This is a genomic window from Acinetobacter sp. IK23 (assembly GCF_035615275.1).
In the GTDB taxonomy this organism is placed as follows: domain Bacteria; phylum Pseudomonadota; class Gammaproteobacteria; order Pseudomonadales; family Moraxellaceae; genus Acinetobacter; species Acinetobacter seifertii.
The window spans coordinates 11,829-35,830 of sequence record NZ_JANBNX010000032.1 but is presented as its reverse complement, the minus strand read 5'-3'; the positions used below and the strand labels follow the sequence as shown (position 1 = coordinate 35,830).

19 protein-coding genes and 1 pseudogene are annotated in these 24,002 nt (G+C 38.8%); 6 read left to right on the top strand and 14 right to left on the bottom strand.

What is annotated here, in order from left to right; all coding sequences use genetic code 11:
- Nucleotides 1–120 (top strand): annotated as a pseudogene (locus tag MSG95_RS16670) (IS3 family transposase); the annotation flags it as partial.
- On the opposite strand, the gene MSG95_RS16665 reads toward MSG95_RS16670, so the two are convergent.
- Nucleotides 88–1,203, bottom strand: a complete 1,116-nt coding sequence (locus tag MSG95_RS16665; RefSeq protein WP_324624705.1) for a hypothetical protein — start codon at nt 1,201–1,203, stop codon at nt 88–90. The pseudogene MSG95_RS16670 and the gene MSG95_RS16665 sit on opposite strands and share 33 nt — an antisense overlap.
- 195 nt (nt 1,204–1,398) lie before the next feature.
- On the bottom strand, nt 1,399–2,046 hold the full coding sequence (locus tag MSG95_RS16660; RefSeq protein WP_077165012.1) for an RBBP9/YdeN family alpha/beta hydrolase: 648 nt from the start codon (nt 2,044–2,046) through the stop codon (nt 1,399–1,401).
- 71 nt (nt 2,047–2,117) lie between these two features.
- Between MSG95_RS16660 and MSG95_RS16655 the strand changes: the two genes are divergently transcribed.
- Nucleotides 2,118–2,483 (top strand): MerR family transcriptional regulator, encoded by a 366-nt coding sequence (locus MSG95_RS16655; protein ID WP_077165013.1) that lies wholly within the window; start codon nt 2,118–2,120, stop codon nt 2,481–2,483.
- A 21-nt stretch (nt 2,484–2,504) separates the two neighbouring features.
- Here the strand turns inward: MSG95_RS16655 and MSG95_RS16650 are convergent, their stop codons facing one another.
- Nucleotides 2,505–3,263 carry a hypothetical protein gene (locus MSG95_RS16650; RefSeq protein ID WP_068935813.1) on the bottom strand — a complete coding sequence of 253 codons (759 nt, stop codon included), beginning with the start codon at nt 3,261–3,263 and terminating at the stop codon, nt 2,505–2,507.
- 177 nt (nt 3,264–3,440) lie between these two features.
- On the opposite strand from MSG95_RS16650, the gene MSG95_RS16645 reads away from it, so the two are divergent.
- The 3 genes from MSG95_RS16645 to MSG95_RS16635 all read left to right on the top strand — a co-directional run bounded on the left by MSG95_RS16645 (nt 3,441) and on the right by MSG95_RS16635 (nt 6,667).
- Nucleotides 3,441–4,151: a DsbA family oxidoreductase gene (locus tag MSG95_RS16645; protein ID WP_077165014.1), complete on the top strand. Its 711-nt coding sequence runs from the start codon at nt 3,441–3,443 to the stop codon at nt 4,149–4,151.
- Between the two features lie 351 nt (nt 4,152–4,502).
- The gene (locus MSG95_RS16640) at nt 4,503–5,642 is read left to right on the top strand and encodes a hypothetical protein (protein ID WP_077165015.1); all 1,140 of its coding nucleotides are present in this window, start codon (nt 4,503–4,505) and stop codon (nt 5,640–5,642) included.
- 122 nt (nt 5,643–5,764) lie between these two features.
- Complete coding sequence (locus MSG95_RS16635) at nt 5,765–6,667, top strand: selenocysteine synthase (RefSeq protein ID WP_077165016.1); 903 nt, start codon at nt 5,765–5,767, stop codon at nt 6,665–6,667.
- Between the two features lie 85 nt (nt 6,668–6,752).
- Here MSG95_RS16635 and htpG read toward each other — a convergent pair whose 3' ends face one another.
- From htpG to MSG95_RS16610, 5 genes are all read right to left on the bottom strand, one after another.
- Nucleotides 6,753–8,672 (bottom strand): molecular chaperone HtpG, encoded by a 1,920-nt coding sequence (gene htpG / locus MSG95_RS16630; protein ID WP_077165017.1) that lies wholly within the window; start codon nt 8,670–8,672, stop codon nt 6,753–6,755.
- Between the two features lie 102 nt (nt 8,673–8,774).
- Nucleotides 8,775–9,128, bottom strand: coding sequence for a lysozyme inhibitor LprI family protein (locus MSG95_RS16625; RefSeq protein WP_151819584.1), 354 nt, complete (start codon nt 9,126–9,128; stop codon nt 8,775–8,777).
- A 182-nt stretch (nt 9,129–9,310) separates the two neighbouring features.
- Complete coding sequence (locus tag MSG95_RS16620; RefSeq protein WP_077165648.1) at nt 9,311–9,892, bottom strand: OmpW/AlkL family protein; 582 nt, start codon at nt 9,890–9,892, stop codon at nt 9,311–9,313.
- A 329-nt stretch (nt 9,893–10,221) separates the two neighbouring features.
- Nucleotides 10,222–11,646, bottom strand: a complete 1,425-nt coding sequence (locus tag MSG95_RS16615; protein WP_077165647.1) for a Na+/H+ antiporter family protein — start codon at nt 11,644–11,646, stop codon at nt 10,222–10,224.
- 101 nt (nt 11,647–11,747) lie between these two features.
- Nucleotides 11,748–12,629 carry an alpha/beta fold hydrolase gene (locus MSG95_RS16610; protein ID WP_077162853.1) on the bottom strand — a complete coding sequence of 294 codons (882 nt, stop codon included), beginning with the start codon at nt 12,627–12,629 and terminating at the stop codon, nt 11,748–11,750.
- Between the two features lie 117 nt (nt 12,630–12,746).
- Between MSG95_RS16610 and MSG95_RS16605 the strand changes: the two genes are divergently transcribed.
- Nucleotides 12,747–13,232, top strand: a complete 486-nt coding sequence (locus MSG95_RS16605; RefSeq protein WP_077162854.1) for a DUF4442 domain-containing protein — start codon at nt 12,747–12,749, stop codon at nt 13,230–13,232.
- A 39-nt stretch (nt 13,233–13,271) separates the two neighbouring features.
- Here MSG95_RS16605 and MSG95_RS16600 read toward each other — a convergent pair whose 3' ends face one another.
- From MSG95_RS16600 to rplJ, 6 genes are all read right to left on the bottom strand, one after another.
- Nucleotides 13,272–13,628, bottom strand: a complete 357-nt coding sequence (locus MSG95_RS16600) for a hypothetical protein (RefSeq protein WP_025469071.1) — start codon at nt 13,626–13,628, stop codon at nt 13,272–13,274.
- 202 nt (nt 13,629–13,830) lie between these two features.
- Nucleotides 13,831–14,205: a DNA transfer protein p32 gene (locus tag MSG95_RS16595; protein WP_190977839.1), complete on the bottom strand. Its 375-nt coding sequence runs from the start codon at nt 14,203–14,205 to the stop codon at nt 13,831–13,833.
- 178 nt (nt 14,206–14,383) lie between these two features.
- Nucleotides 14,384–18,577, bottom strand: a complete 4,194-nt coding sequence (rpoC, locus tag MSG95_RS16590; RefSeq protein ID WP_324624707.1) for a DNA-directed RNA polymerase subunit beta' — start codon at nt 18,575–18,577, stop codon at nt 14,384–14,386.
- 86 nt (nt 18,578–18,663) lie between these two features.
- Nucleotides 18,664–22,752, bottom strand: a complete 4,089-nt coding sequence (rpoB, locus tag MSG95_RS16585) for a DNA-directed RNA polymerase subunit beta (RefSeq protein WP_004699165.1) — start codon at nt 22,750–22,752, stop codon at nt 18,664–18,666.
- A gap of 304 nt (nt 22,753–23,056) precedes the next feature.
- Nucleotides 23,057–23,428: a 50S ribosomal protein L7/L12 gene (gene rplL / locus MSG95_RS16580; RefSeq protein WP_001229360.1), complete on the bottom strand. Its 372-nt coding sequence runs from the start codon at nt 23,426–23,428 to the stop codon at nt 23,057–23,059.
- A gap of 42 nt (nt 23,429–23,470) precedes the next feature.
- Nucleotides 23,471–23,977, bottom strand: coding sequence for a 50S ribosomal protein L10 (gene rplJ / locus MSG95_RS16575; protein ID WP_001196213.1), 507 nt, complete (start codon nt 23,975–23,977; stop codon nt 23,471–23,473).
- Nucleotides 23,978–24,002 lie beyond the last annotated feature (25 nt).

Below are 24,002 nucleotides of genomic sequence, written 5' to 3'. Positions count from 1 at the left end.
ATTGAGATTTATTACAATCGGGTCAGAAGACATTCTGCAAATGGCTGGTTAAGCCCTGAAGCCTTTGAGAAGAAATATTTTAAGAATTTAGAGGGATTTGTTGTCCACGATACTGTCTAGGATCATATTATCTAAACTTGATCTTATTCTTCTGATATTTAGTCCTAAATTTAAATTTTTATATCGTCCATAAACCTCTCCAAGAATTGACCAACTTAAATCTAATTCTTTTTGAATATCTGAAAATAATCTTTCTAAACTCTCATAGGTTATCGCATCTGTTGGTTCCGCATCAACAAAAATTGCTTCTGGATCATCATGGTTTTGATGAATTTGATCAATTGCATGATGTTTATTCCACTCCCCTCGAGATATGGGACTCATTAGCTTTTTAATATTTAATAAATCAGTAGGTGCTCTCTCACTATGTATCTGAATATAATCAGCAATTCTTAGGATAGACATTACAAAAGGTACATGAACCCCTTGATCCGATTGCTTACTATTTTTACCAAGTTTATCAACAGCACCTCTTAAAGATAAATTATGGCTCTTCGCAATAAATCCAACTAAATCAATGAATCTCTCATTAATAGAAGTAGCTAGCTTTATCTTCTCACTGCTCTTTTTTCCATTTGGAATACCGTTAAATGCTATTTCATGAGCTAATCGAGCATGATGCCGACGTAGAAATTCTCCTATAAGCAGTCTATGATTTAAAGTTAAATCTCCCTTATCATTTGGTATATCACGAATAACTATTTTTTTACCAAATAAGGAAACTAACCGATTATCATCAAAACGTCTGGCCTCCTCTAGGAAGTTACTCCATAATATTGACCATGATTCTTGCTGCTCAATATAACGAGAGGAAATAGAAGGATAATCACTATTAATAAGCTCATAAAAACCATCCTCAGATAAGTGTAAAGCACAATCATGTAAAAGAACTGATAGAACAATTGCTGCGATATCTTCAGGCGATATAGCATCCCAACTTCCTTCAGAAATTAAGCCTTGAGCAGAATCAAGTACCTCCTGCAAATGATTAGTTCCATGATCAGTATACTCAGGGAAAAAAACCAACTTATTGTCATTTATCCAAGCTTGAAAATTCGAGATACTAGTTTCGACTGCAGACTTTAACTTATTATTTTGTGCTATGATTTCTAAGAACCGTGCAGGAATAGCTAAATTTACCACGATACCCTCAATATTTTATAAATTTATTGTATTTTAATCTAATAAGAAAATATTCTCTTTAATATTCGTCTAATAAAAATAATAATTTTAAATCTACTATTAACTGTATTTTTGGCCAAAAATACTTAGATATAAAGCACTCTATAACTTGAACAAAAGTGTTCAGATTATAGAGTGCGATTTAACTTATAAATTTTAGTCGTTCTCTAACATTTCTTTTAAAGAATTCACGACTTGCGGAAATGCCGTATAACCTTCCCGACCTAAAAAATGTCCGCCATTAGGAACAGTAATGTACGGCGCATCAATATCCTTAGCCAATTGAACTGTCAGTTTTGGTGGAACCAAATCATCATTATCAGATAAATACACCAGCTTTTTCTTTATGTCTTTAAAGTAATTGGTGTCGACTTTGCTTTTTACTATATAAGCATCGAGTGGAGAAATGTCTGAAAGTGGCCCAGAGAACCCAGATACTAAAATCATTCCTCCAATATGTTGATAATCATGTCTTTGCAAAAAGTGCAGCAAAGTAATCACACCCAAACTATGTGCCACAAAATAGGTATTTTCATTAACGTTAGGAATCTGTTCATCTAGTACCTTCTGCCAAGCATCTACATCGGGATGCTCAGAATCTGGAAATGGTATTAGGGTCACAGATGTATGTTCATCTTCTATTTGATGTTTTAGGTCCAAGAACCAGTGATCATGTATAGAAGCAGAATAACCGTGAAGTACAAATATTTGACGCATGTTCTTCTCCTGAAGTTCCAGTGTTTTGGTATTTGCAACAAATGACATCAATCCGAATAACACCAATAAAATGAGTTTTCTGATCATTAAACAAGTACCATTTTGAAAGATAAAAGCATGCTAAACTATGACATCACTGTTAAGGTCAAGCCTATTTTATGAACCTAGCTAAAGTCGCCGAACTTACAAAAGTTAGTCCGCGTATGCTGCGTTATTATGAAAGTTTAGGGCTAATACAACCGCATCGCGCAAGCAATAACTATCGCAGTTATACGCAAAAAGACATTGAAAATATTAAGAAAATTAAAATATTAAATGATGCTGGTATGCCGCTAAAAGATATCCAAGTGTTATTACCGTGTTTTGATTTAGATGAAAGGGTATTTACGCTCTGCCCTATTGTTCAAGAAAAGCTACAAACAGAACTGATGCATGTATCTGAGCAGTTAAGCAAACTACAAACTTCTCAAAGTTTATTACAATCTTTCTTGGTAAAAGGCAAAGCTGAGAGCACCAATACATAGTAGTTGATGCTCATGCTGTCATTATTCTTCTAGCTCATTTTCTAAAGCAGCCACGTTCTTTTTCTTAATACTTTCAATTTTTGCATTAAGTTTTAGAACATGCTGGTAAAGCTCGTTAAATTTTTTAACTTGGGCATTTTCATGAAAAAGAATCATATGATCTTTCTTTTGCCACGAATAATTTTTTAGAAGTTTAAACATTTCCTCTGCGTCATCTAAAATTTGTAGCTCAATCACAAAAATTGCATGATCCTGATCAGCCTTTTGCTGAGTTCCCAATTTCATTTCAAGAAGTTGTCTCGTATCTGCATCAACAGATAATTCCTGAATTTTAGCGAGAAAAGTCTTATGAATTGATTCATATTCAGATTGATATTTATCTGAAGCTTTTCGAACATCTGCCAACATCTTTTCTGTTTCAGCATATTTTTGTTTTTTATCAATATCCAAACGGTCAACATTTAAAAAAGTGTCCCATTTCGCAGCTTTTAGTTCTCTTAAATATTCATTACGCGCATTTACGTTTTGAACCCAATAATTTAAAAGAAACTCAGAGACTTGCTTATAGTGTCCTGCAAGCCGTTTATCATGAATATCGAGTTGTACAGGTTTAGACCAATCTTGAGCCTGTTCATAAAGTTCACTCATTTTTTCACTCATCACCACATCGAACATTTCGCTACTGTCTTTAGCTTGTTGCTGTTGAATATGTTGATAGGAAAAAAAGACAATAGCTGCAATGACGACCAGACCTGCAATCGCAATCAAAATTCGGCGCATACGCACCTCCTATTTCCATTCTTATAGTTTTGCTCTTTATAGTTATAAAATAGAGCTCTTCGTTCTTTATATGTCATTTATTTCACAATACGCAACACTCTATTCGCTATTCAATGCTTTAAATCCTGATACATCACCCCTATTATGATGGGTAATTAAAATTTATGAGATTCTCCCATGCGTGTTGATGTCTGGTCTGATGTAGTTTGTCCTTTCTGTTACATCGGCAAAAAACGCCTTGAACATGTCGCGGCTGAAGCAGGTATTGAACTTGATATTCATTGGCATAGTTTCGAACTAGATCCAAATGCGCCAGCAACACATGACACTTCAAATACTGAGCGTTTAGCGAAAAAATATGGTCGTACCTATGAAGAGGTGGAAGAAATGGAGCGCAACATTGCGGCCATGGCTGCCTCTGAAGGAATCGACTTCCAATGGCAAAAAGCCAACTCAGGCAATAGCTTTAACGCTCACCGCATTATTCACCTAGCCCAAAGTAAAGGTTTAGGTAACCAAGCAAAAGAAGCCTTTTTCCATGCTTATATGACTGAAGGTTTAGCGATTGGTGAACGTGAAGTGGTAGAAGAAATTGCTTCTCGTATTGGCCTTGATAATGCCGAAGTTGAATTCGTATTAGATACGAATGAATTGGCTGATTTCGTTCGTCATGACGAAAAAATTGCACACGAGCAGCTCAATGTAACTGGCGTACCATTCTTTGTATTTGATCAAAGAGTTGCGCTTGCAGGTGCACAGCCTCGTGAAGTATTTTTACAAGTGTTAGAACAAGCACAGCTCAAGTCAAATACTCAAGAAATCGAGCAAGATGATGCGGCTGTTTGTAATGATGAAACATGTGATATTCCACAAAATAAACAGTCTTAACTGTAAAGTGTGAACAAATCGTATGTTTTATCACCGTTTTAGCAATAGAGCGTTCTAAAAAAAGAACTATTCAATTGTTTAAAATGCGTTTATGATTGCCACTTAGAATATTCGCGCTGTAATGTTCTGTTTTTTATGTGTTTAATGATCGGAATTTGAAGTTTCCCTGATCTAAAATCCCCCTAGTTTGGGGGATTTTTTTTGCTTAAAAATTCTAGCTACTAGCTTAAACTTTTTCATTTAATTCAAATATGTAAAAAAAGTTAAATTTACTTAACTTTTGTGTCGTCCTCTTGATTTTATTAGAAAAATCAACAAAAGTGACAATAACAACAAAACATAAAGATAGATATGAAAACATTTCACGTTATTACGTATCGGCAGCTTTTTGCACTTGTAACATTAGGATTTGGTTCATTATGCATGGCTCATGCAGAAATAAATTCTTCGTCAACTCAGCAAGTAGAGAGTTTGCCATCTGGAGCTCAAACTCAAGAAAATAAAGATGAAAATCTTTTAGACCAAATCCCAAGGTGGATTGATGCAACTCCAACGATTTTTCCTGAGCAGTCCAATCACCCTATTGTTCCACCCATGGAACAAACTGAAGACCAGACTTGGTTTGATCGCAAGCAAAAGAAAATCCGCAATTGGGCCGATCATACATCTGAAAAAATTGACAACTGGTTTGGTGAAGTCGACCCTCAAAAACCAGCAACAGCAACGATTCGTGTGATGGTTGATAACTATTGGAATGAGTACGATAACTTTGAAATCAAGCCCAGAATTCGCGGTAAGATCAAGCTTCCTACACTAGAGAAACGTTTGAGCATAGTATTTGGTGATGACTCATTAGATAATGAATTTAATAACAGTCCGGCCAATATCAACCAGAATCCAAATCAAGATTCAAACAAGAAAATTGATGCTAAACGCACACGAGATGACAATAGTTCAATCGCGTTACGATGGTCAAATTTATCTAAAAAATTGCCGTTTGAAACAGATGCCGACTTGGGTATACGTTCTGGAGACGACGTGTATGTCCGTTTAAAAGCATCAAGAGATTGGCAATTACGTAATGATTTTAAATTTTATGCAGAAGAAATTTATCGATATGGTATTCATAGCGAAAATTATTTACGTACTAACCTAGAACTCACCCATGCTCGTCCAAATCAGCCAATATTATCAAATCAGTTCAGCTTAACGTATGCCGATGATCAGGACGATGATTTAACATGGGAGAACCGACTTTTCCGTGAACATAGTTTCTTTGCAAACAACCGTTTTAACTACGGTATTTATACCGGCGGTTATTACAACAGTAACGATTTACGTTTAAATAGTTGGGGACCATTTGTCTCATGGCGCCAACCTCTTTTACGTGAATGGTTCTTTGTACAAGGCGACGTCAATTACTTTAATGACCACCGTGAAGATCGTAATCATTTCGTGAGTACTTTCTTACGTTTAGAAGCGCTGTTCTAATTGCTACGGACCACCTTGGAGATTGTCTCCAAGGTGGTGAAAAATAAAATACTTTTAAATAAAAATTTAAGTTTTTTCCCTTACAATACTGAGCTAACTTTTGATTCCTGATTTTCAGAAAAATGAATCAATTCTCTTCTTTTTCATTTGAATATAAATCTAAAGCCTTACTTTGTATTTATAGTTTAGGTATGCTGGTTTTAATTCCTCATACGCAACTTTTCTCTAATTCTTTCAAGCATCCACGCTCTACAAGACGATTTCTACATTCTTCTACGCTATTTATCAAAACTCCAAGATTCTCAGCATTTTCTGCCCACTCACCCTGTGAAGTAGAAACAAATAATGATTCAGATGCCGCACTGATTCAGGACTTAATGGCCGTATTTGGAAATGATACGTTATGGAATCGTGCAAGCCAACATAAGCATCCTTATAAAACCTTGGGTAAGAAAAAGAAGAAAGCTTCAACCCCTCGTATTTCAGTCAATAATCCACTTACTGCAAGCTGGGATACGATTTCAACATGGATACCTTTTGAAAATAATCTTGATTTAGGCTCAAACTCAGACAGTGATGTTTACGTCCAATTTCTTGCCAAGAAAAAATGGAATTTAAGACATAATATGAGCTTAGATACAGAGCAACTGTTCCGCTACGGCTCAACCAGCAGGAACTACACTGAAACAACACTGAACTTGACGCAAAAAATGCAGGACAATACCCTTTTTGCTAGTAAATTTAATATTAATAAAAGTGAAAATGAAGACTATAGTTGGGGTAATTGGACTTTTCAGCAATACGAGTTTGTAAAAGATAATCGTCTCACTTATGGTGTTTATAGTGGTGGCGTATATGCTAAAAATGACATTCGAGTAAATAGCTGGGGGCCTTATATTTCATGGCGCCAACCTATATGGCGAGATTGGATTTTTATGCAAAATGATCTTAACTTTTTTAACCATATTGATGATGATCCTAAGCATCAATTGAGTGTGCAAATGAATCTAGAAGCTAGTTTTTAGCCAAAAATCATTAAGTTGTGGATAACTCTTTCTTTATCCACAAAAAAGCCCCTGACAGTTCAGAGGCTTTTTTTATATCGAAAAATTATTTCAACAACAAGCTATTAATACGCTTCACATAAGCAGCTGGGTCTTCTGGTAAACCACCTTCAGCAATCACAGCCTGATCAAAAATCACGTTCGCCAAATCATCAAATTGTTCCGAGCCTTCAAGTTTTTTCACCAAAGGATGCTCAGGGTTAATTTCTAAAATTGGCTTGATTTCAGGAACAGCTTGACCTGCTTGTTTCAACATACGAATAAGTTGAGGAGACAATTCACCTTCACTTGTTACTAAACACGCTGGAGAGTCGACCAATCGGGTTGTTACACGTACTTCTTTAGTTTTGGCTTTCAATGAGTCACTTAGCTTTTCAACCACAGGCTTAAATTGTTCAGCCGCTTGATCAAGTGCCTTTTTCTCTTCTGCATCTTGCAAGTCACCTAAATCAACTGCACCTTTAGAGACATTCTTCAATGGTGTACCGTCAAACTCTTGAACAAAGTTCATTGCCCATTCGTCAACACGCTCTGCCATTAACAATACTTCAATGCCTTTTTTCTTAAACAACTCAAGCTGTGGTGAGTTTTTAGCAGCAGCTAAGCTGTCAGCAGTCACATAATAAATAGCTTTTTGACCTTCTTTCATGCGAGCTTTATAGTCTGCAAAAGAAGTTACGACTTCATCATTTGTTGAAGTTGCATAACGTAATAATTTTAAAATACGTTCGCGATTACCAAAGTCTTCACCCAAACCTTCTTTAAGTACTGAGCCAAACTCAGTGTAGAACGTCTTGAATTTTTCTTGGTCTTTTTCATCTTCCGATTTAGCCAAGCCATCAAGTACTGTTAATACGCGGCGTGCATTACCTTCACGAATCGTTTTGACATCACGGCTTTCTTGCAACAACTCACGGCTGACATTCAGCGGTAAATCTGCACTATCCACCACACCTTGTACAAAGCGTAAATAGTTTGGAATTAAGTTATCTGCATCATCCATAATGAAGACACGTTTTACATATAGCTTAATTCCCGCTTTTGCTTCACGTGTAAAAATGTCATGAGGAGCTTTGCTTGGAATATAAAGTAATTGGGTATATTCAGTGCTACCCTCAACTCGGTTATGTGCCCAAGCGAGTGGTGCATCAAAGTCATGCGTTAAGTTTTTATAAAACTCAACATATTGCTCATCTGTCACCTCACTTTTGTTACGGGTCCATAAAGCACTTGCAGAGTTAATCGCTTCCCACTCGTCAGTTTTGACCATTTGGCCACCTTTAGGCTCTTCACCCTCAGCGACTTCCTCTTCTTGCCAAACTTCTTTTTGCATTTCAATTGGCAAACTAATGTGGTCAGAGTATTTGTTAACAATCTGCTTAACTTTATAAGATTCTAAATAATCAAGCGCGTCATCACGCAAATGAAGAATAATGTCAGTACCACGTGAAGCTTTATCAATTTGCTGAACTTCAAACTCGCCAGTACCACCACTAATCCAACGCACACCTTCAGATGCATCTGAGCCTGCACGACGTGATTCAACCGTAATTTTATCGGCAACAATAAAACCTGAGTAGAAACCAACACCAAACTGACCAATCAACTGAGCATCTGCTTTCTGGTCACCCGTCAATTTTGACATGAAATCTTTAGTCCCAGATTTTGCAATGGTACCCAAGTTATCAATTGCTTCTTGTTGGCTTAAACCAATACCGTTATCAGAGATCGTTAAGGTTTTATCTTCTTTATTTAAGCTGATTCGTACATGTAAATCTGGATCATTTTCATAATATTCAGGATGATTGATTCCTTCAAAACGTAACTTATCACATGCATCAGATGCATTAGAGATCAGCTCACGCAAGAAAATTTCAGGGTTAGAATAGAGAGAATGCGTCACTAAATGTAAAAGCTGTGCTACTTCTGCTTGGAAACTATAATTTTGTGATGCTTGTTCACTCATAAATCACTCCTTAAATTTTGAAGTCTGTTTGTTCTCGAATGCTTTATGAATGGAGTATTTCTAGAATTTTTCAATCCTGAATATTAAAAAATTTTACTTTAATTAAAATGGGCCATGGCTTAACACTCTATCTTGCAGGATAGAATCCAACTGTTGTTGTCTCTGCTGATAAGCTTTGGAAATACAACTAACGTTGGCAGCGCAGGCATTTCTTTTTTTCAACCATTGTTGTTGAGTATCTTTTTGATTATCTCTGCCTCCCATCGGTAACGCATGTAAAACAATTTGATAGGTCGTTACCATTTTCACATCTGCATCATTTAAAGAACGGTTTTTACAAATACTCAGTTCTGTCTTAGTTTTTGCAGCATTACACGAAAAACTAGCAGCCTGTACATTATCGGCAAAAGCCATACCACTAAAAAGTGCTAGAGCTATGGCAAATTTTCTATTCATGAGGTTATTCCTTTAAAGATATATAAAAAATAGTTTAAAAATAAAAGGTGAAAGAATATGTAGAAAACTGTCTGCTTTATGCTTTTTTTTAGTGATATTAAAAATAAAAAACCTCACATAAAATCTATGTGAGGTGCCTGAGTCTAGGTTTGTTATTATATTCTTTCTATTTATTATTATGCTTAAAATCTATAGCTATAACCTAAAGTGTAAACAAACGGATTAATATCTAAATCAAACTTAGCACCATTTGTTAAAGTAACTTCTGGACTAATATCGGCATAACGAACATCTACAAATACTCCCCAGTTTTTCGCATCAGCAGGCTGAAAGTTAAAACCAACTTGCCCTGCTACACCAAAATCTTCTTTTACTTTGTCAGCAACGCCTTGCTCATCCCAAGGAATAAATGCTGTCGCCCCGATACCAATATACGGTGTGAAACGAGTTGAGTTTTTAAAATGATATTTTGCAGTAATTGTTGGTGGTAATTGTTTAATACGCGCAACATTCTTACCATCTAATAAAACATCATGATTGACTGGCGCTGCTAATAATAATTCAGCCGAAAAAGGAGATTCGCCAAAAAAGTATTCAACTGATGGTGTAAATGCATATTCATGATCAGCTTTTACTACACCTAAAGCAGTTGTTGTATCGTCAGATGGAGCAATAACACTACCACCAAATTTTACTTGCCAATTACCAGCAAAAGTAAATGAAGACACCCCCATTAATGCAATAACCAACGCTTTTTTGAACACTTTAATATCTCCAACCTTATTTATATTTATAATAAACATTTATTTTAAATTGATGCAACACCTATTATAAAATTATTTTTATATTTATTTTTAAATAACTGTTTTAAATAAAATTATATATTAACCAACTATTTTAATTGGTTTTTATTCCAACCTTATTAATCAGAATTATTTTATATAACCAACCTTTTTAATATACTTTTAAATCCGAGCATTTTAATATAATTTATTTTAAATACATTTTTTATTTATTCCATAAAAAAAGCCTTCTTAATGATCACTTTTAGATAATTATTAAGAAGGCTTTAAATTTAATATATTATGAAAAATTATAAAATCATAGCTGCAATCCAGCCAAAAATGAGTAGAGGGATATTAAAATGAATAAATGTTGGAATAACAGTATCCCAAATATGGTCATGTTGCCCATCAACACCTAAACCAGCTGTAGGCCCTAGCGTTGAATCAGAAGCTGGAGAGCCTGCATCACCTAAAGCCGCAGCTGTACCTATCAGTGCAATCGTTGCTAATGGTGAAAAACCAAACTGTACGCATAAAGGAACGTAAATCACTGCCAAGACAGGGACACTAGAGAAAGATGAACCAATACCAATCGTGACAAACAAACCAATACAAAGCATTAAGAAAGCAGCAAGGGCACGATTATCACCAATAATTTCAACCACACCTTTTACCAGTTGATTAATATCACCCGTATGCGTCATGACTGATGCAAAACCCGCAGCAGAGATCATAATAAAGCCGACTAGTGCCATCATTCGCATACCTTGTACGAACACATCATCTGCATCTTGCCATTTAAAAATGCCTGCTGTAGACAAAATTGCGAAGCCGACTAGGCCACCTAAAATCATTGAGCCAGAATAAAGCTGTGCAACTAAAGTGAGACCTATCGCCAGTAAAGCCATGAAAATTGTTTTTTTCGCAATGACAGGAGCTTGTTCTGCTTCATGTTTAAGTTCTTCTGCATCTGCTTTTAGATCTGCTGTTTCATCTTGTACTGTTGCACGTAGAGGTTTATCTAAATCAATCGTGGTTACAAGAGTAATAGCTCGATCAGCATAAATTCTTGGTTTACGGTAACTAATAAACACCGCAACTAAAGTGCCTAACACCATACCTAAAACTGGAATTGCCATGCCAATTGGCATCATACCTCGTTCTACATGTAAACCATAAGTAGCACCGATTTTGTTGATATTTCCCATCAAAATTTGTTCAAGGAAAATCGCACCAAAACCAACAGGTAGAAAAATATAGGTACCCACCAAGCCCAAAGTCAGAATACAAGCTGCTGCGCGGCGGTCTAGTTTCAAGTGATTCATGACTCGTAATAATGGCGGTACGAGTACAGGAATAAATGCGATATGAACCGGTATCAGGTTTTGAGAGAAAATTGCAGAAATAAGTAGAATACCTAAGAGTAAATATTTTACCTTGGTTTCACGGCTTTTCCCCGCTTCCATTCCTAATAAACCAATCAGCTTATGGGCAAGTAGGTCAGGTAAACCCGATTTAGAAAGAGCAAGTGCAAATGCACCTAATACGGCATAAGCGAGCGCAACTTCAGCACCATCACCAAGGCCTGCATTAAAAGCATCAACCGTTTGAGAAAGACTTAAACCCGAGACGAGACCACCAACAATGGCAGAAACCACTAATGTCAATACGACAGAAACGCGTGCTAGTGAGAGTAAAAACATCACAGCAATCGCCACAACAACAGCATTCATCAACAAATTCAGAACAAAACAAAAGGCGATATTCTATCAGATTCGCATCTACGAAGCCGAAAATATCGCCAAATTAGCAGTTTTGTATATTAAACAATCACTTATTTGCTTTGTGATTGAATAAACTGACGAATATGAGCTGCTACTTTCTCAGCTTGACTTAAAATAGCCCAATGGTTTGCTTCAAGCTCAACATACTCAAAGTTTTCAACCCATTTTGGCATCGCTTCCGTAATATATTCAGGGCTCACAAAAGTATCGTATTTTAAAATAATTGCTTTAACTGGACACTGTGCATAACGCTGACGAGGTGCTGTTAAGCGAGGAATAAAATTAGCACGATATAAATTAATCCCGTATTTACCATCAGCAGAAATATTATTATTTAACGGTAAATTATCTTTTCGCTCTAAGTCTTTTAATATTTTACCCCACTTTTCTGGGCTAAAAAGAGACCATACAGTTGGCGCGACAAATGGTAAATGGAACGCACCGATATACCATGATTTTGTTAAAATTTTTAAGATCTTTGCAGGAGACGTTTTAAATTTATCTCTTAAGAACAGTGCAGCGTGATCTAAACAAGGACCAGAAATGGTTGTATAAGATAACAAGCGGCCTTTAAATTTAGGTTCAGTTGCAGACTCCCAAGATTGAATCGAACCCCAATCATGTGCAGCCATATGGAACTGTCGATTTGGCAGTACTTCATCGACGACTTCTTTTAAATCTAAAGATAAGCGCTCTAAACGATAATCGCGTATCCGTTTAGGAATAGATGACAAACCCGCTCCACGGACATCATAAGTAACGATATAAAAATCATTAATTAAATATTCAATGACCGATTCCCATACTTCCTGATTATCAGGATAACCATGTACTAAAACTAATGGGGTCTTTTTCTCATCGCCCCAAGCCTTGGCACATAGGGTTTGTTGATCAGTTGTTGTTACTGTATAAATCTTTGGCTGCATAATCATTTCCTATTTTGTTTTTCAATTGATCATGTCGTTAATCGGATAAAGCATTGCCATCAATATAAAAAAGATGATACTTATCTAGTATGACCAGTGTTGCAATAAAAAAAATTGACTATTATGGCTATTTTAAAAAAACTTCAGAACATTCCTTCTATCTCTAAATTCTTATTTAATTATTATCCTCCCTACCGTGGTGCAGGGATTCATATTGAAATCATGAATTTAGAACTTTGCCACGTTCGGGTAAAAATGCCCCTTAGCTGGAAAAACCAAAATTTAGTGGGAACACATTTTGGCGGTAGTCTTTATTCAATGGTAGACCCGTTCTATATGCTTATTCTTATGCACCATCTAGGACCAAAATATATTGTTTGGGATAAAGCAGCTGAAATTAACTTTTTATCACCTGGACGAAGTACCGTTTACGCTGACATTCGAGTCGACTTAGCAGAGATTGAGCAGATTCGAGAACTCGCCGAGAACTATGCGCCAGTTCTTAGAACATATCATCTCAATATTTTTGATGAATCTGGAGTAAGAATTGCTGAAGTACAAAAGACTCTTTACATCCGCCGCAAAAAAGCTAAAGCTTTCCACCAATAAAATAAGCGCTCAAAAGCGCTTATTTTATTTCAATAAATTCTATCTTTTCTCTTCATAGGCTGCACCAGCACCACCGCCGAGTGCACCACCAATTGCAGCGCCCGTATCACCACCAAAAATTGCTTTACCTACGACAGACCCAATACCGGCACCAATTGCGCTGCTTGTGGTCGAACTTTTATTACTACCTTTAGCATTTGCCCCCACACCGGCGCCTGCTGCTGCACCAACACCCGCACCTAGACCACCACCTACATGGTTACCTACGCCACCACCCACAGCCCCGCCTAATGCAGCAGCACCAATACGCTGATCAGATGGGCTCATATTCTGACAGCCAGTAAACATAACCGCAGATAATACTAAAGTAGACACTAAACCAATTGTTTTCTTCATGACCATACTCACTCCATTGTGCTCTACTCCAAGCATAATCTTCTTTTATGAGGGATTTTATGAGTTTGTGTTAATACACTGTTGTGGACGATTGATATTTTGTAAAAGCCTTATAGAATCGATAATTAATTCATCTTAATGCGCTTAAATTAAGCAAAAAAAGAAGCCCTTAAAAACCTAAGAGCTTCTAATTTAGATACGATCAACGTAACTTAGTACTTCCTTTTTTTTCCTCATAAGCAGCTCCGGCACTACCACCAAGTGCGCCGCCGGCGGCAGCACCCGCCTCACCACCAATGACTGCTCCACCTAAAAGCGCCCCTACACCTGCGCCAATTGCACTATTACGCGTAGTTTTACTATTCGAACCTTTTGCATTTGCAGCTACACCTGCACCTAATGCGGCTCCTAAGCCTGCACCAAGATTACCACCCAAGCTTTTACCCACTGCACCACCAGCACCACCACCAATCGCAGCAGAACCAATACGCTTACTTTCTGGACTTGCGTTTTGACAACCTACAAACAAAGTGCTCGACATTAAACCCACACCTGCAATCATCATCATTTTTTTCATTCGATTTACTCCAGTTTTCATAAGTAGGTAGCCTAATTTGCTTATGTGGAGTCTTTATCCCGCTTAAGTAATAAAATATTTGCTCTTTAATATTCTTATGTAATTACAACTTAAAATTGTTAAATAACTTTAAATAAAAAAGGCACCCTGAGGTGCCTTTTTTAATGCCAATCTAAACTTAGAATTGTTCTGAGTTTAATGCTTGGCTAAATGCTTGGTCTACTTCACTAAAGTCATTATGAAGCTCATGTTCTGCAGCTTCTGCTTCTTGACGACGACGCTCTAAGTGGTACGCAAGACCAGTACCAGCTGGAATCAAGCGACCAACAACAACGTTTTCTTTCAAGCCACGTAAATCATCTTCTTTACCTGTTACAGCAGCTTCAGTTAACACACGAGTTGTTTCCTGGAACGATGCAGCAGAGATGAACGAGTCAGTAGAAAGCGATGCTTTCGTAATACCCATCAATTGACGTTCAAACTTAGCTGGGAACTTGTTCTGAGCCAATACAGCTTGGTTCTCTTGAACAACGCGGATGTAATCCACTTGCTCGCCTTTGATAAAGCTTGTATCGCCACCATCAGTGATATCAACTTTACGCAACATTTGACGTACGATAACTTCAATGTGCTTATCGTTGATTTTTACACCTTGGAGACGGTAAACGTCTTGAACTTCGTTCACGATGTAGTTTGTTAAAGCAACTTCACCTTTCAAACGTAAGATGTCATGCGGGTTTTGTGGACCATCAGAAATAGTTTCACCACGGTTCACATGCTCACCTTCAAACACGTTGATTTGACGCCATTTTGGAATCAACTCTTCGTAAATTTCAGAGCCGTCATCTGGTGTAATCACTAAACGGTTCTTACCTTTAGTCTCTTTACCAAAGCTTACGATACCAGACACTTCTGCCAAGATTGCATGCTCTTTAGGTTTACGCGCTTCGAACAAGTCAGCAACACGCGGAAGACCACCGGTAATATCACGAGTACGCGATGTTTCTTGTGGTACACGACCGATAACGTCACCCACACCAATTGTTTCGCCATCACGGACAGTTACAATTGTATTTTGTGGTAAGAAGTAGAACTGTTCAGTGCCATCAGTCATATCTAATACGATTGCTGGACGTAAATCTTTACCAGAAGCAGGACGTGCTGTTACAGGTAAGATTTCAACAGTTGTCATACCAGTTGCATCATCAGTTTTCGATGTTGCAGTTACACCATCAGCAATTTGGCTGAAACGCGCTTTACCAGCAACTTCTGTTACTAATGGATGTGTATGCGGATCCCAAGTTGCAACGATACCACCAGCCTCAACCATTTCACCATCTTTCAACAAGATGCTTGCACCGTAAGGAAGTTTATAACGTTCGCGCTCACGACCTAGCTCATCAGCAATACCAATTTCACCTGAACGTGAAACTGAAACTAAATGACCTTTCGCATGTTGTACAGTTTTCACGTTGTGGAAACGTACAGTACCTTTGTTACGTACTTGAACACTGTTTGCAGCAGAAGTTCGGCTCGCAGCACCACCAACGTGGAACGTACGCATCGTTAACTGTGTACCTGGCTCACCAATTGATTGCGCAGCCATTACACCTACTGATTCACCTGGGTTCACCAAGTGACCACGTGCAAGGTCACGACCATAACAACGAGCACATACACCGAATGTAGATTCACATGCGATTACTGAACGTACTTTAACTTCATCGACACCAGCTTCTTCAAGCTGAGCTGCGATTTTCTCGTCAATTAACGTACCACGAGGTAATACAACTTCATCATCAGATGCACGACGTACGTCTTCAGCAGTTACACGACCTAATACGCGGTCACGTAATGGCTCGATGACATCACCACCTTGAATGAATGGAGTCATCACCAAACCACCCGCTGTACCACAGTCAGGCTCGGTAATTACTAAATCTTGCGCTACGTCTACAAGACGACGAGTCAAGTAACCAGAGTTCGCAGTTTTTAATGCTGTATCGGCCAAACCTTTACGCGCACCGTGTGTCGAAATAAAGTACTGAAGTACTGTTAAACCTTCACGGAAGTTCGCTTTAATCGGTGTCTCAATAATCGAGCCATCCGGTTTTGCCATCAAACCACGCATACCAGCAAGCTGACGAATCTGCGCCGCACTACCACGGGCACCAGAGTCAGACATCATGTAAATGCTGTTGAATGATTTTTGCTTCTCATCTTCACCTTGTTTGTTTTTAACAACAGTGTAAGACAAGTTATCCATCATCGCTTTCGCAACTTGGTCGTTTGTACGCGCCCAGATATCGACAACTTTGTTATAACGTTCACCAGCAGTTACGAAACCTTGTTCGAACTGTTGTTCGATTTCACGAACTTCTGTTTCCGCTTTATCAATAATTGTGTGTTTCGTAGGTGGAATAAGCATGTCTTCCATACCTACCGATACACCTGAACGAGTCGCTTGACGGAAGCCCAAGTACATTAACTGGTCAGCAAAGATAACTGTATCTTTCAAACCAAGTTTACGGTAGCAAGAGTTGATTAACTTAGAGATGTTCTTTTTAGTCATCTCAAGGTTGATCATATCAAAGCTTAAACCTTGTGGAACAACTTCCCAAAGTAAGCAACGACCTGGTGTCGTATCAACGATAATCGTTTGGTGTTCACGCTCACCATTTTCATTGATAACAGTTTGATGCACACGTACTTTAACACGCGCATGAATCGCAACTTGACCAGTTGCAAGTGCACGGTTTACTTCGTGAGTATCAGCAAACATCATGCCTTCACCTTTGGCATTTACTGCATCACGAGTGATGTAGTAAAGACCCAAGACAACGTCCTGAGAAGGAACGATGATTGGCTCACCGTTTGCTGGTGACAAGATGTTGTTTGTTGACATCATCAATGCACGAGCTTCTAACTGTGCTTCAAGTGTCAATGGAACGTGTACCGCCATTTGGTCACCGTCGAAGTCGGCGTTAAACGCAGCACAAACGAGCGGGTGAAGACGGATTGCCTTACCTTCAATAAGAATAGGTTCAAATGCTTGAAGACCTAAACGGTGAAGTGTTGGCGCACGGTTCAACATCACTGGATGTTGACGAATTACAGATGCAAGAACGTCCCAAACTTCTGGAGTTTCACGCTCAACCATTTTCTTCGCAGCTTTAATGGTTGTTGCCTGACCTGAAGCTTGTAGTTTCGCGAAAATAAATGGTTTGAATAATTCAAGTGCCATTTTCTTCGGAAGACCACATTGGTGAAGACGTAAAGTAGGACCTACAGTAATTACCGAACGACCAGAATAGTCAACACGCTTACCTAACAAGTTCTGACGGAAACGACCCTGCTTACCTTTGATCATGTCTGCCAAAGATTTTAATGGACGTTTGTTAGAACCAGTGATTGCACGACCACGACGACCGTTATCAAGCAATGCATCTACAGACTCTTGTAACATACGTTTTTCGTTACGTACGATAATATCAGGTGCTGCAAGGTCAAGAAGACGCTTCAAACGGTTGTTACGGTTAATCACACGACGATATAAATCGTTCAAGTCAGAAGTCGCGAAACGACCACCTTCAAGTGGAACTAATGGACGTAAATCTGGTGGAAGCACCGGAAGTACATTCATTACCATCCATTCAGGCTTGTTGTTTGAATCTTTGAATGCTTCCATCAATTTCAAGCGTTTAGACGCTTTTTTCAACTTCGTTTCAGAAGTTGTTTGAGGAATTTCTTCACGTAAACGTGAAATTTCAGCTTCAAGATCGATGTCTTTCAACAAGTCTTGAACAGCTTCCGCACCCATTTTTGCAAAAAATTCGTCACCGTGCTCTTCTAGAGCTGTGAAGTATTCTTCATCATTAAGAAGTTGATACTTTTCAAATGGCGTCATGCCAGGATCAGTAACAACGTATGATTCGAAATACAACACGCGCTCGATATCACGAAGAGTCATATCAAGTAATAAACCGATACGGCTTGGTAACGATTTTAAGAACCAGATATGCGCAACTGGTGAAGCAAGTTCGATGTGACCCATACGTTCACGACGAACTTTCGCTGTAGTTACTTCAACGCCACATTTTTCACAAATGACGCCTTTATATTTCATACGCTTGTATTTACCACACAAGCATTCGTAATCTTTTACTGGACCAAAGATTTTGGCACAGAATAAACCATCACGTTCTGGTTTGAACGTACGGTAGTTGATTGTCTCAGGTTTTTTAACTTCACCATGAGACCATGACTTAATCATTTCTGGTGACGCAAGACCAATACGGATACGGTCGAACTCAATTGGTGCATGACCATCTGAATCCGTTTTCTTACGCATGATATCGAGCAAGTCTTTCAATTTTTTTCTCCGTGTGTCGGGAAGCCTCGCTTACCCGACTGGGTCACAAATATTGTTTTTTCCTAAAAAATCGTGAGTCTTACGACTTAGTCACCATTTTTCAGTTCAATGTTGATACCTAAAGAACGGATCTCTTTGGTCAATACGTTGAACGATTCAGGCATACCCGGATCCATATAATGGTTACCATCTACAATATTCTTATAGATGCGAGTACGTCCTTCAACGTCATCCGACTTCACTGTAAGCATTTCTTGAAGGGTATATGCTGCACCGTATGCTTCAAGTGCCCATACTTCCATCTCACCGAAACGCTGACCACCGAATTGTGCTTTACCACCAAGCGGCTGTTGTGTAACAAGTGAATAAGAACCAGTTGAACGCGCATGCATCTTGTCATCAACCAAGTGGTTCAACTTAAGCATGTACATGTAACCAACAGTTACTGGACGATCGAACTGTTCACCTGTACGTCCGTCAAACAATACTGTTTGACCTGTACGTGAAATGTCAGCTAATTCAAGTAAATCTTTAATTTGACTTTCTTCAGCACCATCAAATACTGGAGTAGCCAAAGGCACACCAGCGCGCAAGTTGCCTGAAAGTGCTAGGATTTCGTCATCCGTTAAGCTATCAAGATCTTCTTGCTCGCCACCGACTTTGTTATAAATCTTGTCTAAGAATTCACGTAGCTCTAAAACTGTACGTTGTTCTTTCAACATTTTTTCGATTTTGTCACCAAGCCCTCTAGCCGCCATACCCAAGTGAGTCTCAAGAATCTGACCCACGTTCATACGAGATGGTACACCCAGTGGGTTCAATACGATATCTACTGGTACACCATTAGCATCGTGTGGCATGTCTTCAACAGGTAAGATGTTAGAAACAACACCCTTGTTACCGTGACGACCAGCCATCTTATCACCAGGCTGAATACGACGTTTAACAGCTAGGTAAACCTTAACAACTTTCAATACACCAGTTGTTAACTCGTCACCTGTTGCAAGCTTACGTTTCTTCTCAGCAAATTTTTCATCGATTTCTGCGCTCTTCTCTTTCAAGAATACTTGAATTTGAGTTAAACGCTCAGCGATTGCTTCATCTGTTGGTTGGATTTCAAGTAAATCAACAAGCTCTAAACCAGATAATAAATCTTCAGAAAGTTTATCACCGCGTTTAGTTGAACCACCGCCATTAGACTCTTGGCCTTTAAGTAAACGAATTACACGTTCACGAGCCGCTTCTTCAAAGATTTTATATTCTTCTTTCAAGTCTTTACGGTAAGAATCAAGCTGTGCTTTTTCAATCGCTAATGCACGGTCATCTTTCTCTAAGCCATCACGAGTGAAGACTTGAACATCGATAACTGTACCTTTAGTACCAGATGGAACACGTAAAGATGAATCTTTAACGTCAGCAGCTTTTTCACCAAAGATTGCGCGAAGCAATTTTTCTTCAGGAGTTAACTGAGTTTCGCCTTTAGGCGTTACTTTACCAACTAAGATGTCACCAGCAGTAACTTCAGCACCGATATAAACGATACCTGATTCATCAAGTTTAGAAAGCGCAGCTTCACCTACGTTAGGAATATCGGCAGTAATTTCTTCTGCACCTAACTTAGTATCACGTGCTACACATGACAATTCTTGAATATGAATAGAAGTTAAACGGTCTTCTTGAAGAACACGCTCAGATAACAAGATCGAGTCTTCATAGTTGTAACCATTCCATGTCATGAACGCTACACGCATGTTTTGACCAAGCGCAAGTTCACCCATGTCTGTAGATGGACCGTCTGCCAAGATGTCACCACGAGCAACTTTGTCGCCCAAATTCACGATAACATTTTGGTTAATACAAGTATTTTGGTTTGAACGTGTATATTTGATGAGGTTATAGATATCTACACCCGCCTCACCAGCAACCATTTCATCTTCGTTTACACGAATAACGATACGAGAAGCATCTACAAATTCAATTGCACCACCACGGTTTGCGATTACACACACACCAGAGTCACGTGCTACGTTCGCTTCCATACCAGTACCAACAAGTGGCTTGTCAGCACGTAAAGTAGGAACAGCCTGACGTTGCATGTTCGAACCCATCAATGCACGGTTCGCGTCATCGTGTTCAAGGAATGGAATAAGTGATGCAGCAACAGATACAACCTGCTGTGCAGAAACGTCCATATGCGTCACTTTTTCAGGTGGCATACGTACGAATTCACCTTGGTGACGAACAGAAACGAAGTCTTCTGTTAAGTTGCCATCTTTATCTACAGCAGAATCGGCCTGTGCAATAACAGTGCCTACTTCTTCAATAGCAGATAAATATTCAACCGCATCAGTTACACGGCCATCTACAACTCGGCGGTAAGGTGTTTCCAAGAAACCGAAATCATTCGCTTTTGCATATACAGAAAGCGAGTTGATCAAACCAATGTTTGGACCTTCAGGAGTTTCAATTGGACAAACACGACCATAGTGAGTTTGATGTACGTCACGTACTTCGAAGCCAGCGCGCTCACGTGTTAAACCACCAGGACCAAGCGCAGATACACGACGCTTATGTGTAATCTCAGATAATGGGTTGTTTTGGTCCATGAACTGAGATAACTGGCTTGAACCAAAGAATTCTTTGATTGCCGCAGCAACTGGCTTAGCGTTAATCAAGTCTTGTGGAGACAAGTTATCTGTTTCTGCTTGGCTTAAACGTTCTTTAACAGCACGCTCAACACGAACTAAACCAACACGGAATTGGTTCTCTGTCATTTCACCAACAGAACGTACACGACGGTTACCTAAATGGTCGATATCGTCTACTTCGCCTTTACCGTTTCGGATTTCAACCAATGTACGTAATACATCGATGATATCTTCGTGCGACAAAATACCTTCAACTTCACGAGACTTCTGATCAGTACCAACTTCGTAAGGACGACCTAGACGACGGTTGAACTTCATACGACCTACTGGAGATAAGTCATAACGCTCAGAAGAGAAGAATAAGTTGTTGAATAAGTTTTCAGCAGCTTCTTTTGTTGGCGGCTCGCCTGGACGCATTACTTTATAAATTTCAACTAAAGCTTCTTCACGTCCTGCTGTTGTGTCTGCACGCAATGTATCAGCAACAAAAGAACCACGATCGATGTCGTTTGTGAACAGAATGTTAAATTGCTTAACACCACCTTCCGCTAACTTCACCATCACTTCATGGCTTAATAACGTATTCGCAGCAATTACTTCACCATCACGTAAAGTAATATCTTCAGCAGTAATACGCTCATATAAGTATTCATCAGGAACTGAAAGCTTAGTTAAACCTGAAGCTTCCATTTGACGTACATGGCGCGCGTTAATACGTTTACCTTGCTCAACAATGACTTTACCTTCATTGTCAGTAATATCAAATTGAGCCATTTCACCACGTAAACGCTCAGGAACAAGGTCAATTTGATAACTGCCCATGTCTAGGTACACAGGTACTTTTTCGTAGAACAAATTCAAGATTTGTTCATTGTTATAACCTAGTGCACGTAACACAACAGTAGCAAGTAATTTACGACGACGGTCAATACGTACGTAAACTAGATCTTTTGCATCGAACTCGAAGTCTAACCATGAACCACGGTAAGGAATGATACGTGCTGAATACAACACTTTACCACTTGAGTGAGTCTTACCTTTATCATGGTCGAAGAACACACCTGGTGAACGGTGTAATTGAGATACGATTACACGCTCAGTACCATTGATTACAAAGGTACCATTTTCAGTCATGAGTGGCATTTCACCCATGTAGACTTCTTGTTCACGTACGTCTTTAATTGATTTAGTTTCGCGATCTTTAATAATCAAACGAATTTTTACGCGCATTGGTGCCGCATAAGTCGAACCACGTAAAATACATTCACGCACATCAAACTCAGGCTTACCAAGGCTATACTCAACAAATTCTAAAGCAGCATTGCCAGAATAACTTTCTATAGGAAAAACTGAACGAAATGCGGCCTGGAGACCGATATCTTCACGGTTTTTTGGAGATTTGCCACCTTGCAAGAACGTTCTATACGAATCGACCTGAATCGAGAGTAAGTACGGTGCTTCCATTACTTGGGGCAACTTACCAAAATTCTTACGGATCCGTTTCTTTTCGGTATATGAGTATGCCATCTGGAGTCCTCGGAAAGTAAACCAAGCCCGCCTGCAGAACGGGCTCAGAAGGAATTACACAGGCCGATATGGCCACCACTGCTTACAAATGCTGCAACTTTTAGTGGTACTAAAACACTTAACAATATTTTTTAAAAAGAAAAATATTGGTAAGCATTTGAAATTAATTGATTTATTTAGTTTTTTCTAAAAAATAAACAAAACTAACAAAAATCGAGCCGATTATTGTAACGCAAAAAGGCTGATGACCCAAGAGCCATCAGCCATTTTATGGAGCCGATTTAAAAACCGACTCCTTTTACAATTACTTAAGTGTAACTGTAGCACCAGCTTCTTCAAGTTTCTTCTTAAGTTCTTCGCCTTCTTCTTTAGAAACGCCTTCTTTAAGAACTTGAGGAGCACCTTCAACTAGGTCTTTAGCTTCTTTAAGACCAAGGCCAGTTGCTTCACGAACTGCTTTAATTACAGCTACTTTGTTAGCACCGAAAGAAGTCAACTCAACGTTGAATTCAGATTGTTCTTCAGCAGCAGCAGCAGCGCCACCAGCTGGAGCAGCAACAGCTACAGCAGCTGCAGATACGTTGAATTTCTCTTCGAAAGCAGAAATTAATTCAACAAGTTCAAGAACAGTTTTTTCAGCAACTGCATTTAAGATTTCTTCGTTAGTTAAAGCCATGAGAATAACTCCAAATGGATATTGAATGGTGTGTAAAATTGATTAAGCAGCTTCTGACTCGTTTTTCTCTTTGAGTGCTGTAATGAGGCGACCCAATTTCGAAATAGGAGCTTGAAGGACAGAGGCAAGCATAGTAAGCGCTTTCTCTTGGTTCGGAAGATTAGCAATAACGCTAACATCAGCACCTTGATAAACTTTGCCGTCAAATGCAGCAGCTTTTAATTCAAATGCTTTGTTAGTTTTAGCAAATTCTTCGAACAAGCGTGCAGCTGCACCCATGTCATCTTCAGAAGTTGAAAAACCTAGAATTGTTGGACCAACAAGGTTGTCGTTCAAGATATCAAACTGAGTACCTTGAAATGCGCGTTTAGCCAAAGTGTTACGTACAATACGTGTAGTTACACCTAACTTACGAGCTTCAACACGAAGTGTTGTTAATTGCTCTACGCTTAAACCTTGATAGTCAGCAACAACGGCTGCAAACGCTTTAGAAGCAACTTCACTTACTTCTGCAACGATCTGTTTTTTGTCTTCAATAAGAAGAGCCATTGTAAAACCTCCTAAGGTGATTTAT